Source organism: Marivirga lumbricoides, from assembly GCF_014636295.1.
Classification (GTDB): domain Bacteria; phylum Bacteroidota; class Bacteroidia; order Cytophagales; family Cyclobacteriaceae; genus Marivirga; species Marivirga lumbricoides.
The window spans coordinates 36,621-52,495 of sequence record NZ_BMEC01000017.1 but is presented as its reverse complement, the minus strand read 5'-3'; the positions used below and the strand labels follow the sequence as shown (position 1 = coordinate 52,495).

General features: G+C 34.6%; 15 protein-coding genes. 4 read left to right on the top strand and 11 right to left on the bottom strand.

Going from position 1 to position 15,875, the window contains the following annotated elements; genetic code table 11:
* Window positions 1-126: 126 nt before the first annotated feature.
* Together IEV85_RS21835 and IEV85_RS21830 are read left to right on the top strand one after the other, a co-directional pair.
* Complete coding sequence (locus IEV85_RS21835; protein ID WP_188467398.1) at window positions 127-993, top strand: alpha/beta hydrolase; 867 nt, start codon at window positions 127-129, stop codon at window positions 991-993.
* Window positions 994-1,127: 134 nt separating this feature from the next.
* Window positions 1,128-1,850 carry a tetratricopeptide repeat protein gene (locus IEV85_RS21830; protein WP_188467397.1) on the top strand — a complete coding sequence of 241 codons (723 nt, stop codon included), beginning with the start codon at window positions 1,128-1,130 and terminating at the stop codon, window positions 1,848-1,850.
* Window positions 1,851-1,853: 3 nt separating this feature from the next.
* On the opposite strand, the gene IEV85_RS24950 is transcribed toward IEV85_RS21830, so the two are convergent.
* The 5 genes from IEV85_RS24950 to IEV85_RS21810 all read right to left on the bottom strand — a co-directional run bounded on the left by IEV85_RS24950 (window position 1,854) and on the right by IEV85_RS21810 (window position 6,504).
* Window positions 1,854-2,003, bottom strand: coding sequence for a hypothetical protein (locus IEV85_RS24950; RefSeq protein ID WP_229712692.1), 150 nt, complete (start codon window positions 2,001-2,003; stop codon window positions 1,854-1,856).
* Complete coding sequence (locus IEV85_RS21825; RefSeq protein ID WP_229712691.1) at window positions 2,003-2,878, bottom strand: alcohol dehydrogenase catalytic domain-containing protein; 876 nt, start codon at window positions 2,876-2,878, stop codon at window positions 2,003-2,005. Before IEV85_RS21825 ends, IEV85_RS24950 begins: the two co-directional genes overlap by 1 nt.
* A gap of 55 nt (window positions 2,879-2,933) precedes the next feature.
* Window positions 2,934-3,701: a peroxide stress protein YaaA gene (gene yaaA / locus IEV85_RS21820; RefSeq protein ID WP_188467396.1), complete on the bottom strand. Its 768-nt coding sequence runs from the start codon at window positions 3,699-3,701 to the stop codon at window positions 2,934-2,936.
* A gap of 88 nt (window positions 3,702-3,789) precedes the next feature.
* Complete coding sequence (locus tag IEV85_RS21815; protein WP_188467395.1) at window positions 3,790-4,188, bottom strand: acyl-CoA thioesterase; 399 nt, start codon at window positions 4,186-4,188, stop codon at window positions 3,790-3,792.
* 489 nt (window positions 4,189-4,677) lie between these two features.
* Entirely contained in the window at window positions 4,678-6,504 is a 1,827-nt protein-coding gene (locus IEV85_RS21810; RefSeq protein ID WP_188467394.1) for a sensor histidine kinase, read from the bottom strand.
* Between the two features lie 292 nt (window positions 6,505-6,796).
* Here IEV85_RS21810 and IEV85_RS21805 point away from each other — a divergent pair, with 292 nt between their 5' ends.
* Window positions 6,797-7,918: an MFS transporter gene (locus tag IEV85_RS21805; protein WP_229712690.1), complete on the top strand. Its 1,122-nt coding sequence runs from the start codon at window positions 6,797-6,799 to the stop codon at window positions 7,916-7,918.
* A 202-nt stretch (window positions 7,919-8,120) separates the two neighbouring features.
* On the opposite strand, the gene IEV85_RS21800 is transcribed toward IEV85_RS21805, so the two are convergent.
* The 5 genes from IEV85_RS21800 to IEV85_RS21780 all read right to left on the bottom strand — a co-directional run bounded on the left by IEV85_RS21800 (window position 8,121) and on the right by IEV85_RS21780 (window position 13,121).
* Window positions 8,121-9,086, bottom strand: a complete 966-nt coding sequence (locus tag IEV85_RS21800) for a deoxyhypusine synthase family protein (RefSeq protein WP_188467393.1) — start codon at window positions 9,084-9,086, stop codon at window positions 8,121-8,123.
* Window positions 9,087-9,148: 62 nt separating this feature from the next.
* Window positions 9,149-9,820: a TetR family transcriptional regulator gene (locus IEV85_RS21795; RefSeq protein ID WP_188467392.1), complete on the bottom strand. Its 672-nt coding sequence runs from the start codon at window positions 9,818-9,820 to the stop codon at window positions 9,149-9,151.
* Window positions 9,795-11,381, bottom strand: a complete 1,587-nt coding sequence (locus IEV85_RS21790; protein ID WP_188467391.1) for an OmpA family protein — start codon at window positions 11,379-11,381, stop codon at window positions 9,795-9,797. Before IEV85_RS21790 ends, IEV85_RS21795 begins: the two co-directional genes overlap by 26 nt.
* A 254-nt stretch (window positions 11,382-11,635) precedes the next feature.
* Window positions 11,636-12,463, bottom strand: a complete 828-nt coding sequence (locus IEV85_RS21785) for a universal stress protein (RefSeq protein WP_188467390.1) — start codon at window positions 12,461-12,463, stop codon at window positions 11,636-11,638.
* Window positions 12,464-12,506: 43 nt separating this feature from the next.
* Window positions 12,507-13,121, bottom strand: coding sequence for a DNA-3-methyladenine glycosylase (locus IEV85_RS21780; protein WP_188467389.1), 615 nt, complete (start codon window positions 13,119-13,121; stop codon window positions 12,507-12,509).
* Between the two features lie 59 nt (window positions 13,122-13,180).
* Between IEV85_RS21780 and IEV85_RS21775 the strand changes: the two genes are divergently transcribed.
* Complete coding sequence (locus tag IEV85_RS21775; RefSeq protein WP_188467388.1) at window positions 13,181-14,056, top strand: DUF2911 domain-containing protein; 876 nt, start codon at window positions 13,181-13,183, stop codon at window positions 14,054-14,056.
* 68 nt (window positions 14,057-14,124) lie between these two features.
* Here the strand turns inward: IEV85_RS21775 and IEV85_RS21770 are convergent, their stop codons facing one another.
* Window positions 14,125-15,867, bottom strand: a complete 1,743-nt coding sequence (locus tag IEV85_RS21770) for an OmpA family protein (protein WP_188467387.1) — start codon at window positions 15,865-15,867, stop codon at window positions 14,125-14,127.
* Window positions 15,868-15,875: the final 8 nt, after the last annotated feature.

Below are 15,875 nucleotides of genomic sequence, written 5' to 3'. Positions count from 1 at the left end.
TAATATTTTAGCTATTTAAATAATCTATTATGATCTGTTTCTTCGTAGTGAATAGAATTGAAATAAATATAAACCTTGTCTATAAGAAGTAAACGGTTAACTGCAATTTCTATTCTTTACATTAATATGATTAAATCACTAAGTTTCATTCTATTGATTACCCTATTCACATCATCGTGCACACTTTTATCCGTTAAAAAGCATAAGGACATAACTTATCTGTCAAAAGATTTCTCTGACTCTTTGCCTGAAAAAAAGCTAAATGTTTTTGCTTCCAAAAAGGCTAGTGGAGATGATAAAGTATTGATTTTTATACATGGTGGTAGCTGGAACTCTGGTAATAAAGACCTTTATGGTTTTTTGGGCAGAAGAATGGCATTAAAAGGAATTGTAACTGTTATAATTAATTATCCACTAAGCCCTGAGTACAAAATTGATGACATGGCCACTGCCGCAGCAAAATCTGTTCAATGGGTAAAAGAAAATATCTCCGAATATGGAGGAAATCCGGATAAAATCTTTATTTCAGGCCATTCAGCCGGGGGACATATTGCTGCTCTAATAACTTTAAAGGAAGAATATATCACAAATTTAGGAATGAAAAATCCGCTCATAGGAGCCATTCTTATTGATGCGGCAGGTTTGGATATGTACAGTTATCTCAGAATGAAAAGATATGCACCGGGTACTTCTTATCTCAAAGCTTTTACAAATGATTCCGTAAAATGGAAGGAATCCTCTCCTATTTACTTTATAGATACCAATGACCCACCTCTTTTAATTATGATGGGAGGAAAAACCTTACCGGGTATTATTTCAACCACAGAAGATTTCTTAACCGAATATGAGAACTACGTACCAGAACCTAATTTTCATCTTCAAAAGCATAAAAGACATATCCCCATGATCCTGCAGTTCTTCAATACTCGCAACAGGGCGTATGATTGGATTTTGGATTTCATGGAAGATTCTAATACAAAGAAAAGCAAGTAACAATTGAGGGGAATGTTGAAAAGAGCTTTTCAAAAAAAGAAAAGATTCCTAATCATTTTTCTTGTCATGGAGTTAAATACTTAACTAATTTTGAAGCTTTAAAAAGCAATTGAAGGAATAGAATTAAGATAGAGATGAAGGAAGTAAGTATTTTGTTAGAAACAGCGGCATCATATTGTCAAAAAGGTGATTTTAAACAGGGAATCCATTTATATTCAAAATATATTGAGCAAATACCAGATAACCCCATCGCATTTTATCAACGTGGGAAAGCTTATTTTAAATTAAAAGATTTTAATGCTGCTTTAGCGGATTTAACGAAAACACTCAACCTTGTTCCTAATGAAGCCCATTATTATGGAGAAAGAGGTTTAATTCATTATATGGCTAAAAACCCGGAAAAAGCTATAGCTGATTTTGATTTTGCCGTAGAACTGGAGCCTGAAAACCCTTACCGATATGCCAGCCGAGCATTTATTAAAGATGGCTTGCAAGATTTAGATGGAGCAAAAATGGACTACCAAAAGGCTTTAGAACTTGATCCGGAAGATGCTATCTCTCACAACAATTTAGGTTTAATACTTGAAAAAATGGGCTATAGAAAGAAAGCCGATAAGCATTTTGAAGAAGCTGGAGCACTGGATCCTCAGAACTTTGGTATGCGAAAGGAAGAAAGTCATACTTCGGATCAGTCTGTCCCCTTGCAGAAAAAATCACCTGAACCGCTTCCGGAAATTAAACCGGCATCCAAAAAATTAAGCTCTACAATGGTGGATACATTAAAAGGGCTAGTGAGGTCCAAAGATGAAAGAAGAGAATTTTGGACCTTTTTTAAGGATAAAATTTCAGGAAAATAGACTTTAATGATCTACCTCAATAATTACTTTACCCGTAGTTTTACCTGATTGAAAAAGCTTTATTGCATTATGCATTTCATGAAACTTAAAAACATGTCCTATGTGAGGAGCAGGCAAGCTCAAATTCTCCAGTTCCTTAAGGATCTGCGCCATTAACTCTTTTTTTCATAGAGCCAAATGAGGTTAAAGCCTAAAATCGCTTTATTACTTTCAATCATCTTCTGAGGATCAATTTTTGGTCTCCTAAGGTAAAGCCATGCAAGCCTTAACCAGTTGGGTGAATTACTGTTATCGCCATACCTTGCAGAACCATAGTTTATCAACCTACCTTGTGGTGCCAATAAATCATAGCCAATTTTAAATACTTCACCACCTATGCATTCCATAATCAGGTTGAGCTCCCTCCCAATCAAAGATTTCTCTAAATTAGACCTGAAATTTTTATCACGTATAATATAATCCTGATATCCTTCCGCTTTTAAGAGTTTAATTTTATTAGCGCTGCTTATAGTACCTATGGTGTAAGCACCGGTTTTTTGAGCCATGCGATTGGCAAGTAAGCCAACACCTCCTGCAGCACTATGGATTAACACAGTAGCTCCTTTTTGCAGGTTTCCCAGGTAATATAAACCATAGTAAGCCGTTAATGCCTGAACCAAAAATGCCGCCCCTTCATTGAAAGACCAACCTTTAGGAATAGGAGTCACATAATTTGCCTCAATATTGATACAAGAAGTGTAAGAACCAAAGCGTGTAACTCCCATTACCTTGTCCCCTACTTTAAAATTGTCAACACCATCTCCAGTTTCAATAATCTCACCTGAATACTCAAGACCGGGGATAAAACTGCCTTCTGGAGTAGCTCCATATAAACCAAGAATGGCGAAAATATCTGCAAAGTTAAGTCCAATAGAATGAATTTTAACCTGTACCTGGTTAGATTCAGGCTTTACTATAGCCTCTTCAACCAGTTTCAATCTTTTAATATTGCCGGCTTTATTAATTCTATAAGATTTTTTCTTGATCATAGTTGCAAAAGTAGGTCAAAAAGAAGAAAAATTGAGAAAGCGGATGTTTAACAGATCAATCTCTTTTAAAAGCAAGTAAAGATTCATTGGAATCCTTATCATCAAAATAATAGCCTTCTGTATCAAAAGCTTTAAGCTCATTTACTTTTGTCAATTTATTTTTCACAATGAACCTTGCCATCATACCACGAGCCTTCTTGGCATAAAAGGAAATAATTTTATGCTCTCCATTCTTGTAATCCTTAAATTCAACATCAATCAACTGAGCTTTTTTCTTTAAGATATCTCTATCTGCTGCTTTAAAATACTCATTGGAAGCAAGGTTGATTACAATATTATCTTCTTGTTCTTTTAAATCTTTGATAAGCTGTTTAGCAATTTTATCCTCCCAAAAACTATAAAGTGAATTATGCTCTCCTATTTTCAACTTAGTACCCATCTCCAGTCGGTAAGGCTGAATCAGATCAAGAGGACGCAACAAACCATATAAACCAGACAAGATTCTAATATGTTGTTGTGCAAAATCATGCTCTTCTTTACTAAAATTTTCTGCAAGCATTCCCTGGTATACATCACCTTGAAAAGCTAATGCAGCTTGTTTCGCATATTTAGGTGTTCTTTTCTTAAAATTGTCATACCGCTCTACATTTAACTCTGCCAGCTTTTCACTTATGCTCATTAATTCCTGTACTTCGGCACTGCTTTTAGCTTTCAAAACTTCAATTAATTGATTTGTTTCTGCAGAGAAACGTGGCTTAGTAGCTTCTAAATTAAATTGTTTGTCAAAATCAAGGCTTTTGGCCGGGGAAAGTATTGCAATCATTTATTTTTTTATTTAGAATGACAAAATAATCGTCTATTTGTTTAGGCTTACATATTTAAACGAAGAATTTTTAGTCCTTAGATTTATTTTAAAGAGCTATGAATAAATCTTTAAGATCCTGCGGAATTCGCTTAGGTCGCTTACTTTTAGCATCAAGCAGACACCAAAAAGTAATTGCTTTGGATTTTACCTGACCAGAATCAGCTGATGATATTACTGTATGTCGTTCTGACTTCACCCCTTCCATAGATTTTACAAAAGTCTCCGCAATAATGGTTTCTCCTGGTTTTATTTCTTTGAGATAGTCGATTTCATGTCTCAAGGCAACCCACACAAATTCTTTTAATAAATCCTCATCAGAAATGCTCTTCCAGTGTGCTTCAGCAACATCCTGAACCCACTGAAGATAAACTACATTATTCACATGTCCCATCTGATCAAAATCACTGGGCTGAATAATTACTTCTTTGATAAATCCTTTTTCCATCTGATTAAATTACTGAGCAATGTTAGTAGCTTAATCACTGAAAAAAAAGAAAATCGACAAAAACTAGCGCCTTATTAATCGGAAGGGAAAGAGAAGAATTGACTCAATCAGTGAGAATGAGAAATTAACAGCTATTCCTAATAATCTAAATGGAATTGATAGCAGCCATATAAAAGGATAAAGCACTAATAATAGGATAGCTAATGGCCAACATAGAATGAATAAAATGCAAAAAAGTAGTAAGCTTGTCATAATAAGTTTTTATTTAGAAAAACCAACTACCATACCATTTCATAACTCACTGTAAATTAGATACATAAAACAAATATCATTTATACATTGTACATCTATGAACAGTAGTATGTCCATATTTGAACTTTTAAATAAGCCAGATATTAAACTCTTTATATAGAATCTAAAATTAGATTACACAATGAGTAATCATTGGTTTTTAAATTTCGCATACATATATCATTGATTCCCGTGTAATTACCTAACAGGCTCTATTTTAAGTTGTAATGGCTCATTATTTTTTGGAACTTTATTAGGAATATTAATTTCAAAAACTGTACCTACCTTTAATTCAGAATTAACATTAATGTTCCCTTCTAACTTCATTATAGTCTCTTTTAATATAAACAGGCCCAGGCCTGAGCCTTCAGACTTTTCATTGGCCCTGTAGAACATATTAAAAATCTTTTTTAAATGTAATTCACTTATTCCCTGTCCATTATCTTCGAATAGCATCTTGAAATACCCTTCAGTATAGGATATTTTAATATGAATAAAACGCTCTTCTTTCTCTGAATCTGAATACCGAATAGCATTGGAAACTAGGTTGTTGAAAATAATTTTCAATCGATTATAGTCAGTGTACACTATTCCGTCACCTTCAATCGATGTTTGAATGGTCATATATTTATAAGAAGGTATAAATCGATGTTCTTCCAGGACATCCTCAATTAACTTCCTGATATTAAGCGGAGCATTTTCTATTTCTAACTTTTTATTTTTACTGTAATCTACTACATCTTTTATAAATAGCTCCATTTTAGAAATGCTATTTTTCATCATTTCAGCATACTCTATTTTACTCTTATGTGAAGTATCATATTCCAGTAAATTGATAAGGCCTAAAATAGAGGACAAAGGAGACCTTAAATCATGTGCTGTACTATAAATAAATTTATCTAATTCATCATTCAATTTCTCCAGCTCATCATTTTTCAAGGCCATTTGCTGAGATTTTGACTCTATTTCATTCAACTGATATTCACGTTGGTGCATTAGCATAAAAAAAGAATCAGAAAGCTTTTCTATCTCCCTGGCTGGCTTGGTGATACCACTTTGAAAATCATCAATAGATTTGTCATTAGAATTCATATACTTTTCCATAATGCCAGAAAGTCTTTTAATTGGGTCCGAAAGTTTAGCAGACAGAAAATAACTCACCACTAAAGCAATAATCAGGCACACAACTATACTAATTACAAATACAATGAAAACGCTCTTAATTAGAAAATTTGATTGCCCTGAAGTGGATTCAGAAAGATGTGCAAAATCCTCTCCTAAAGAGATTGTTAAATCATTCAATTCCTTCCTTAGGCCTTCATTGCTATTGAGTCCAATAGTTTTTTGAACTTTTACCAACTCATTAAAAGAATTTACATAGGATTTCAATAGCCGCAGCTTTGCACTATCTGCCTTTTGCTTTTCCAACTTTAAGATATTTGTCTGGGCTAAACTGTTAAAAGCATCTATATAAGCCTGATCATTTCTTAAGAAAAAATCTTTTTCATGTCTTCTAAGCGAAAGCACAAGTGAAAGATCAACAGACTCCTGATCCTCTAGCTGGTGAGCATATTCACGCATTTCACCTTCCAAGCCATAGTCTTTGAAACCCCGTTGATAAACATTGTCTGCAAGCACTCGAAATTTACTGTTATACGTTTCTAATGTGGCAGAAATAATTCTTAGGCCGTTTCGGATGGAAAAATAATCGCTATTTTGATTCTGTTGTGTGGTTAGTTCGTCAAATAATTGGGACATCAAGCTATCCCGCTTATCCAAAAAAACACTCTCCCTGGTTTCAAAATAACTTGCATTTATGGACTCAATATCCAGGAAATCATTATCGAGCTTAATAACTCTTAAAGTTTTTAACTCAATATTATTTAGCTCTCTCTCCGTTTTACGAATGGAATCAATCCTTACCAGGTAAGAGTAATTAAGTAGGAAAATGATTAGTGATAAAAGTATGATAAGCAAAAAACCCAAAAATATTCTACCTCTTATAGAATTGACCTTAATAAACATACTTAATACTAAAACTGAGAGAATTAATTCGCACGAATATAAGAGAGGTTTTATTAAATATTTGTATTTTCAAATTATCTAAATATTATGATTTTAACTAAAATCATTCCTTAACTATTTTTACAGGCTTATTAAACATAACAATATTAAATACAAATATTAATTTTTCTTGTTAGAGATAAGCATTTGTCCGGATTATATCAATTGTGCCAATTGTACAAATATTAATAAGTATATTTCTTGAAGTATTTACAACTTCCTATTGCCAATTATGCTAAGCGAAAATGCAGAAATGAGTGATGATAAAATTTCAAGTGACAAAAAGTTTTCCATCCTCCCGTTACTTACCGTCAATTTTATTGGTGCATTAGGTTACAGCGTTATTTTACCTTTTCTGGTTTACCTGGTTCGTGATTTTGGTGGTAATGAAATCATTTACGGACTTATGGGAGCCGTCTATCCTGCATTTCAGTTAATTGGAGGCCCCATACTGGGAAAGTGGTCCGATAAAATAGGTAGAAGGAAAATACTACTCTTAAGCCAGATAGGCACGCTAGCTTCATGGCTCATATTCATTGTAGCTTTTTTTGTTCCACACATAACCTTTTTTGAATTTACATTTAAAGAGGACGCTATTCTCTTTACACTTCCTTTAATGATATTATTTGTAGCCAGGGCTTTTGATGGGCTGACAGGCGGAAATATTTCTGTGGCAAATGCCTACCTGGCAGATATTTCCACTCCCCAAACCAGGAAGAAAAACTTTGGAAAGATGTCTTCCGCCATGAATCTGGGATTTATTGTTGGGCCAGTGTTGTCAGGTTTAATTGCTGCAACAGCATCGGGAGAGCTTAAAACCGTCATTTTATCTGCATTCATCTCTTTGGTAGGTGTTTTTATTATCCAATTTCTGTTAAAAGAAAGTAAAAGTGGAGAGCCTGATGATAATAGTGCTGCTGATTTACCTTCTTCTAAACCTGCAATTTGGAAAGTAAAAGATGTACCCATCATGATGGTACTTTATTTTCTGATATTTTTAGCTTTTAATTTCTTCTACGCCACTTTTCCCATTTATGCGGCAGACATTCTTCAATGGGATCCTTCTCAGCTTGGGCCATTTTTCACAGTCCTTTCAGGGGTAATGATCTTCACTCAGGGTCCCGGGCTCAATTATCTTAATGATCATTTTAATGAAAAACAATTATTTGTGGCAGGAAGCATTCTTTTAATCCTGATGTTTGGGTGCTTAACTTTTACGAATACAATAATTATATATGTGGGAGCAGTATTATTCGGTTTAGGAAATGGTTTAATGTGGCCCTCCTTCCTTTCAATTCTTTCCACAAAAGGCACTAAAAATCAACAGGGGCTATACAGGGTTTTGCCAGCAGCTTTGGGAGTTTTGCCAGTATAATTGGCTTGGTAGCAGGAGGTTTTATATTCGGTTACCTTGAGCAAAGAATTTTTATGCTTTCAGCAGCCACTATGTTACTTGTTTTAATTGTGGGAGCCTTCATAAATGTTGAAAAGGACTAACAGTGAGAAATAACTTTATAGAAAAAAAAGCCATTTCCGGATGGTAATCTGAAAATGGCTCTCTTATTAATATTGAGTGTCTATTGCCCTAAAATAATGGCAAACATTAACGGTGCAACTATAGTAGCATCAGACTCTACAATAAATTTAGGAGTTTTAATATCTAATTTACCCCATGTTATTTTCTCATTAGGCACAGCGCCAGAATAAGAACCATAGCTTGTTGTGGAATCTGAAATCTGACAGAAGTAGCTCCAGAAAGGCACATCAGTATATTCTAAATCCTGGTAAAGCATTGGTACCACACATATTGGGAAGTCACCCGCTATGCCCCCTCCTATTTGGAAAAAGCCAATCCCTTCTGTACCAGCATTTTTCTTATAATAGTCTGCCAGAAAAGTCATGTATTCGATACCTGATTTCATTGTTGATGGCTTTAACTCACCTTTTACACAATAGCTGGCGAAGATATTACCCATTGTACTGTCTTCCCAACCAGGTACTACCATAGGAAGATTCTTTTCCGCTGCTGCCAACATCCAACTGTCTTTCGGGTCTATTTCATAGTATTCTTCCAACACACCTGACTGAATCATTTTATACATGAATTCATGTGGGAAATACCGCTCACCCTTGTCTTCAGCATCCTTCCAAATCTTGAAAATGTGCTTCTGTAATCTTCGGAAGGCTTCTTCTTCAGGAATACAGGTATCAGTTACACGGTTAAGTCCTTTCTCCAGTAACTCCCATTCTTGCTCAGGGGTTAAATCTCTGTAATTAGGCACTCTTCTGTAGTGCGAGTGTGCAACAAGGTTCATTAAGTCTTCTTCAAGGTTAGCACCCGTGCAGCTGATAATTTGAACTTTATCTTGTCTGATCATCTCCGCCATAGATATACCTAATTCGGCAGTTGACATGGCGCCTGCCATGGTAATCATCATCTTCTTGCCAGATTCAACGTGTGCTTTATATGCTTCAGCTGCATCAATAAGGGCTGCAGCATTGAAATGTCTATAATTGTGTTTTAAGAATTTTGTTATTTCCATAATATAAGGTTTCTGCAAAAATAAAGAAAATATATGAGGGTCTAAAGAAGTATCAGTGCCTGTTAAAAAGTTTCAAGTACAGCGGTTATGTTCTTTTTTAATAGTGCCTTCACTGGTAATTGCTTCATCTTAGCAACTAAAATCGACCCATAAGTAATGGTTAATAGCATTCTGACCATATCGTTTACATCAGAACTTCGCGTTACTTCAGTTTTAAAAATTGCTTCCAGCAAATGTTTTTCAAGTAACTTATCAAATGCGAGTACTTCAAAATTTTGAATATCTGCATTTTGAGGATATAGAAGTGTTTTTTCTGCTTTCTTTATACTGATAGGTTTAAGAACTGTTTCAGCCACTGCATAGTACTTTATTAAATGAAGTACCATTGAATTATACTTCTCACAGAGCTCACCGTATCTTTCAAAGATAAAAGTTACTGCTTTTAAACCTTCCAGTGCTTTATCTTTAATTTTGATAGAAGTTTCGAAGGCCCAAATTCTCATTCCATAGAGCAGAATATCTTCTTTTTGAGGAAAGTATCGAAAGAAAGTCACTTTTGAAATTCCAACACTTTTGCAGATTTCAGTTACATGAATGTCATTAAAATTCTTCCTGACTAATAATTCCTTAGTATGAGAAAGAATAAGCAATTTTAATTTGGCTGCCTTTCTATCACGCACTGAAAACTCCTCTTTCACCATTAGTGGTTTAATTTTTTGTAATTGTAAATTCAACTCTTCTGTTTAATTTTCTGGTAGCTTCAGATTTATTACTGGCAATTGGTCTAGCCCCTCCATATCCTTTACTCTTCAAACGGCTATCATCAATCCCCTTACCTACTAAATACTCTTTAATAACATCTGCTCGTTCCTGTGAAAGCTTAATGTTTAATTTTGAACTCCCTGTATTATCTGTATGTCCTGAAAGTTCTATTTCTACTTTTTCATTCTTTTTAAGCATACTTACTACCCTATCTAATTCTTCGAAAGAACTTTCTTGCATTTCCGAGGTGCCTCTTTTAAAAAGAACACTTTGCAATTGTATAGTTGTACCTTTTTCTAACTTAACAAGCTCCAATACTATTACATCATTATTTTCAATTGTGTCAGTTTTAATGTTTCTTGTTTCATTCAGGTAGCCTTCGGCATCAATACCCACTTTATATGTGGAATCCTTGAAAAGACTTGTTTTATAGGAAGAACCCGCAGACAATATAATTTCAGAAAAAGAGCTCTTTTTCATCTCATTTACACCTTTTACTATTATTTGAGGGGTTAATTGCTTACCTGTAAGCCCATCAATAATATTAAAAGAGATCTCTATCTTAGTGCGATCAAGTGAATCATTTTTATTACTTTTATAAGGTATAACAGGCTTAGTTTCTACTACCACTTTTTCTACTACTGCAGCTTCTAATTCACCTATTTCTTCAGGCTTGTTCACCATCAAAAGATTGCCCAAACCCGTACTGTTCAAAGTATTTACAAGGAGCGCCTCATCAGTGCCTTCAATTAGTTTAAAATACCAATCTGCACCTTCTGAATTAATTATTGAGAGATTTACAGGTTCGGACCAACTCGTCCATGTGGCATCCTGCCTGGTGCTATAAAACACGTCTCTGCTTCCTGCCCCTCCTAACCCGTTTGAACTATAAAACAATGTTTTATTATCGCCTGCAAGGTAAGGGGAATACTCCTGAGCACTTGTATTAATGTCTTCGCCAAGGTTTCTTAATTCAGTCCACTGATCAATTGTTTTACGAAATGTATAGTAAATATCTTCATTTCCTGTTGTTCCGAAAGATTCAAGGCTCAAAACCATTATTTTACCATCAGGTGAAAGACTACCGGACAGATGATCTGACTTGTTTTTGAAATAAGGAATATCCACTGCCTTTGGCTCGCTCCAACTATCATTTATTCTGCGCGAAAAGGACACTCCCTCTTTTCTGGGACTATCGTAATTCCCAACAACATACATGATATTGCCATCAGCTGTAATTCCTATAACCGCATTATAAAATGCATTATTAACAGGTCCTTTCATCTTTACTGCTCTGGACCACTTTCCATCCACTTTTTTACTCTGCCATATATCACCCGGGTCATTTTCTCCACCTGAATTCTCCGGATGCTTTGCTTTAGTAAAATACAGCGTTTCTCCATCAGGTGAGATTACAGGTGAAATATCATCAAACTTGCTTTCAAGGGAGTCTATAATTTGAGGTTTCTTAAGATTCTGTGCTAACAGTATAGTAGAAGAAAATATAAAAGTTGATATAAGTAATAGCTTCATGGTCCTAAAAATAGCATTCTTATGCTTTATGATAAATTTTACTAAAAGTAAAACTTTACAATATGTATTTGTAAATCTTTAAACGATTGATAGACAGGTAATATTTTTTTATTATTATTATTTCTGTTGCTTTTCAATCCGAAAAATCGATTAAATTTATTAAAGTGTTGCAACATATACAATAATACTAATATTTAATAACCGGTATTTTAATAAAGTGGGTCTGAAGCAGTGATTGCTCTTTTACCAAAAGCTTACTCTTTGTAAATTAATAATGGCCTGGTGCTAAAGTATGATAATTCTTTTGAAACACTTGAGCTTAACAGTTTATCTAAAAAATTTCGTTTCCTTTTAAGCAAAACTAGAAGATCACCATGGTGTTCATTTACAAACTCTTGAATACCATGACTTATATCCTCTTTATATTCCATTAAATGATAACTTATTTTATCATATCCTAAAAAAGTTTCTAAATCGTCTTTAAAGGTCTCATAATTTTTCTCAGTTGTTTTGTCTTTGGTATGGGTTACGTGAACAAATCTTATTCTACTATGAAAGTTATAGATAAAGCTCACTAACTTCTGCATGGTAAGTTTATCTAAATCTGAATAATCAGAAGCATATATAACAGATTCAAGCTTAATGAAGGATGATTGGATAGGAACAGTAATTACAGGGGTTTTTGCTTCTGCTACGGTACGCATTGTTTGGCTTCCAATAATTGTTTGTTGATTGTAACCTGATCCTAAAGTCCCCATGACTATGTAATCAAAATCATTACTTTCCGCATAATTTGCAATTGTTTTATCAACTCCTCCTATGGATAAGTTATAAGTACAATTGATATTAAATGTATCTTCAGTGTCTTCTGACAAAAGCCTTAACTTTTCTAAAGCATGTTCTTTTAGGGAGGAGAAATTATTTTCAGGATGATCACTTCTAACAGATTTAGAAAATTCCTCTTCTGTAAAAATATGAAGTAAAGTTAAATTACCCTTTCTAATTTGCAATAGGTTTGCAGCATATTCCAAAGCATTCAAAGAATACTCGGAAAAATCGACAGGACATAATACTTTATCCATTACAGTTTTAGGTTTAATTGAATATATGTTTTTTTTTCTGCATTTAGAACTTACTTACAGATTTATTTTGGCTGATATAAAATCGCCAGTGTAAAAGTGCATCTTCTTCAGCATAGTCAATACCTATCCTTTTGTCAGCTATTATTTTATTAGGGTGTATAGCCTTATCTCCTCTTTCAATCCAAATTGTTTCTGATTCAGTTAAATCAATGCCATTCAGGTCCTTTGTAATTCCTAATGCCTGGGTTAATTTACCGGGGCCGGAACCTAGCTTAATAGATTTACTTTTGACAGACCTTCTTTCATGCATTACCTCAACTCCCTCAATAGGTTCTATCGCTCTTATTAAAACAGCATCAGCCTTTCCTTCTATATTAGTTACGATATTAAATAGATGATGGATCCCGTAGCACAAGTATATATAAGCACTACCACCTTTTTCATACATAGTTGAAGTGCGCTTGGTAAACTTACCCAAATGCGCATGGCAAGCTTTGTCATTCATTCCTGAATAAGCCTCTGTTTCAGTAATGATTCCTGCCGTAATCACATTATTAGTAAAAGTGAAAATTTTCATACCCAACAGTTCTCTGGCAATTTGAACAACATCGCTCCTCAAGTAAAATGAATCAGTTAGTCTTTTATCGGAATTAATCATTTAACTTTTATAAATTTACTTCGTTAACCGCATCTATTAAAAGCAAAATTATAAACACTATGAGAAAAAAATTATTAATTATGGGATTAGTTGCTCTTTTTGCAACTTTTCAGGCTGTAAAAGCTCAAATTGCTATTCCTCAGCCATCGGCTAAGGCAAAAACAGAAACTACAGTGGGCTTAACTGATATTTCTATCAGTTATTACAGACCAAGCGTAAAAGGAAGAGCTATTTTTGGTGAAGGTAGTGATTACCTGCAACCTTATGGACAACTGTGGAGAGCAGGTGCCAATAGTGGGACTGTGTTAAGCTTAAGCACAGATGCAAAAGTAGCAGGCAAAGATGTTAAAGCAGGAGATTATCTAATTTTCATGACTCCTGGCAAAGATCAATGGGAGTTTAAATTATACTCTGATCTTTCATTAGGAGGAAACGTTGGCGGGTATAATATGGATAATGAAGTGCTTTCGGCAAAAGTAACACCAAAGAAATTGAGTGAGCCTGTTGAAACCCTAACTTATCAGATTTCTGATTTAAACACAGAGAGTACAAAGGCCAACATCCATTTTATGTGGGAAAATCAGTCAGTTAAAGTTCCTGTAGAAGTAACTTATGACGAGATTGTAATGGCGCAGATTGAGAAGAATACAAAAGTGAACCCTTCTAATTTAATTGCAGCCGCTAACTATTATTATAATACAGGTAAAGATCTCAATCAGGCTTTAGAATGGGTAAATACTTATTTAGCTGCAGGAAACAATAGCCAGCAATTTTGGAATGTACATTTAAAAGCTCAAATTCTTGCTAAACTAGGTAAAAATAAAGAGGCTAAACAAGCTGCTGAAAAATCAATGGCGCTTGCAAAAGCAAATGAAGGTGGTGATTTTGGTTATGTAAAGAGAAATCAGGATTTGATTGCCGGCTTGGGTAAGTAATTAACAGTAGTTTTCAATATTTTTCAAAAGTCCCTGCTTTTAACATAGAAAGTAGGGGCTTTTTTTTACTACTCTCCAAACCTTGAGAGATCCATTATTTTCACTTCTGCCTTTCTTGTTTTTGTTTCTGACCCGCTTAAAACCCCGAAACCTCTCGCGGCAAGTCTATCTTCTTCTATTCCGTTCTTCTTAAAATAGTTTACAACAGCCTGAGCTCTTTTATTAGATAATTCAAGGTTAAACTTCAAATTACCATCAGAAGATGAAAAAGCAGATACTTGAACTCCCAGATTTTGATGTCCCCTCAGGAATTTAGCCATATCGTTGAGCTTGCCTTCAAATTCAGGTAGTATTTCAGCTGAATTCACTTCATAATATACCTGATAAGCTGAAATGTTTAGTACTGAATCAATCAACTGTTTTGTTTTTAAATCTGCGTCTGAAATAAAGTTATTTTCCTTCTTTTTAATATCTACTATTCTGGATTTTGCTGTTACACCAAGATCTCCTGTATATTTAACCATATAAATATCTGTAAAGCCTTGGCCTTCTTCCCGTACAGATGCAAGATATCCCCTTTTCCCATCCGCTGTGGGATTAAAATAAACCTCATCATCAACTGTATTTACCGGATAGCCAAGGTTTTCAGGCTTATCCCATTTTTGGGTCTTGTCATTGTATTTGGTCTTAAGCACATCAAAACCACCAAACCCCTTATGCCCTTTACTACTAAAGTAAATTGTTACGCCATCCTTGGCTATAAAAGGCCCGTCCTCATCATATTTAGTATTAATTTCCGGTCCCATATTGAAAGGTCTCTTCCACTCTCCATCTTCCTTATAGCACCCATAAATGTCAAATCCACCATACCCACCCGGTCTGTTGGAAGCAAATAAAAGGAACTCTCCATCAGCACTGATGTTAACTGATTGCTCTGAGAAGCCAGCTGAATTAATCCGTCCGGGAATGGGTTTAGGTTTACTCCACTCACCATTTGCATTTTCCGAAGAATAAAATATATCCCCATTACCTACATCGGAATAGATATAAAGCTCCTTCCCATCTCTGGAAAGATAGAGATTTGAATCATGGTAAGGCGTATTTATGTTGCTACCTATATTTTTAGCTTTGGACCATGTAATACCTTTTCGTTTCGAAATGAAAATATCCTCAAAATAGAAATTATCTTTATCTACGTTTTCATTAGTATTTCCTTCCTGTCTTCTTGAAGTAAAAATCATAACTGTCTCATCTTCATTTAATACAGGAGCATAATCCGGCCAGGCAGAATTAACATTTTCTCCAACATTTTCAATAGTGTAAAGAGAGGGCATATCGATGATTTCCATACCATTTTTACATTCCTCAATCCTCTCATTTACCTCTGAGGTAGAGGTAACGTCATTGCCACGGTAACTCCGATTGGCCAGCAAACGCTTTTTGTAAGCTTCAAAATATTTCAAGGCAATATCAAACTCTAAGCCATACTGATATCCTCTGCCAAGTAAATAATCAATATTAAATTTATATTTGGGATCAAGACGTTTGACGCGCTCAAAGTACTTTGTAGAGTAATCTCTGTTAACCGTTTCAAGATAAAGACGACCAGCCATATAATTAGCTCTTACATGCATGGTGTCCGCTTCAGCCGCCTGTACATATATTTCTTTAGCAATTTCAATTGCATCTTTTGCTTCAGAATATACCTGATCTGCCTGTTCAAGGTAAATATTTGCTAACTCAGTATTCTGACCTACTGCTATGGCAGCATAAAAGATCATGGAAAAACCAAATAAATACTTTATAAACATATTCATAA

Bases quoted from the DNA above. Each gene is read 5' to 3' on its own strand.
- IEV85_RS21830 (WP_188467397.1), top strand. From the start codon at position 1,128: ATGAAGGAAGTAAGTATTTTGTTAGAAACAGCGGCATCATATTGTCAA.
- IEV85_RS21835 (WP_188467398.1), top strand. From the start codon at position 127: ATGATTAAATCACTAAGTTTCATTCTATTGATTACCCTATTCACATCA.
- IEV85_RS21780 (WP_188467389.1), bottom strand. From the start codon at position 13,121: ATGATTAATTCCGATAAAAGACTAACTGATTCATTTTACTTGAGGAGC.
- IEV85_RS21815 (WP_188467395.1), bottom strand. From the start codon at position 4,188: ATGGAAAAAGGATTTATCAAAGAAGTAATTATTCAGCCCAGTGATTTT.
- IEV85_RS21810 (WP_188467394.1), bottom strand. From the start codon at position 6,504: ATGTTTATTAAGGTCAATTCTATAAGAGGTAGAATATTTTTGGGTTTT.
- IEV85_RS21800 (WP_188467393.1), bottom strand. From the start codon at position 9,086: ATGGAAATAACAAAATTCTTAAAACACAATTATAGACATTTCAATGCT.
- IEV85_RS21775 (WP_188467388.1), top strand. From the start codon at position 13,181: ATGAGAAAAAAATTATTAATTATGGGATTAGTTGCTCTTTTTGCAACT.
- IEV85_RS21770 (WP_188467387.1), bottom strand. From the start codon at position 15,867: ATGTTTATAAAGTATTTATTTGGTTTTTCCATGATCTTTTATGCTGCC.
- IEV85_RS21790 (WP_188467391.1), bottom strand. From the start codon at position 11,381: ATGAAGCTATTACTTATATCAACTTTTATATTTTCTTCTACTATACTG.
- IEV85_RS21785 (WP_188467390.1), bottom strand. From the start codon at position 12,463: ATGGATAAAGTATTATGTCCTGTCGATTTTTCCGAGTATTCTTTGAAT.
- IEV85_RS21805 (WP_229712690.1), top strand. From the start codon at position 6,797: ATGAGTGATGATAAAATTTCAAGTGACAAAAAGTTTTCCATCCTCCCG.
- IEV85_RS24950 (WP_229712692.1), bottom strand. From the start codon at position 2,003: ATGGCGCAGATCCTTAAGGAACTGGAGAATTTGAGCTTGCCTGCTCCT.
- yaaA (WP_188467396.1), bottom strand. From the start codon at position 3,701: ATGATTGCAATACTTTCCCCGGCCAAAAGCCTTGATTTTGACAAACAA.
- IEV85_RS21825 (WP_229712691.1), bottom strand. From the start codon at position 2,878: ATGATCAAGAAAAAATCTTATAGAATTAATAAAGCCGGCAATATTAAA.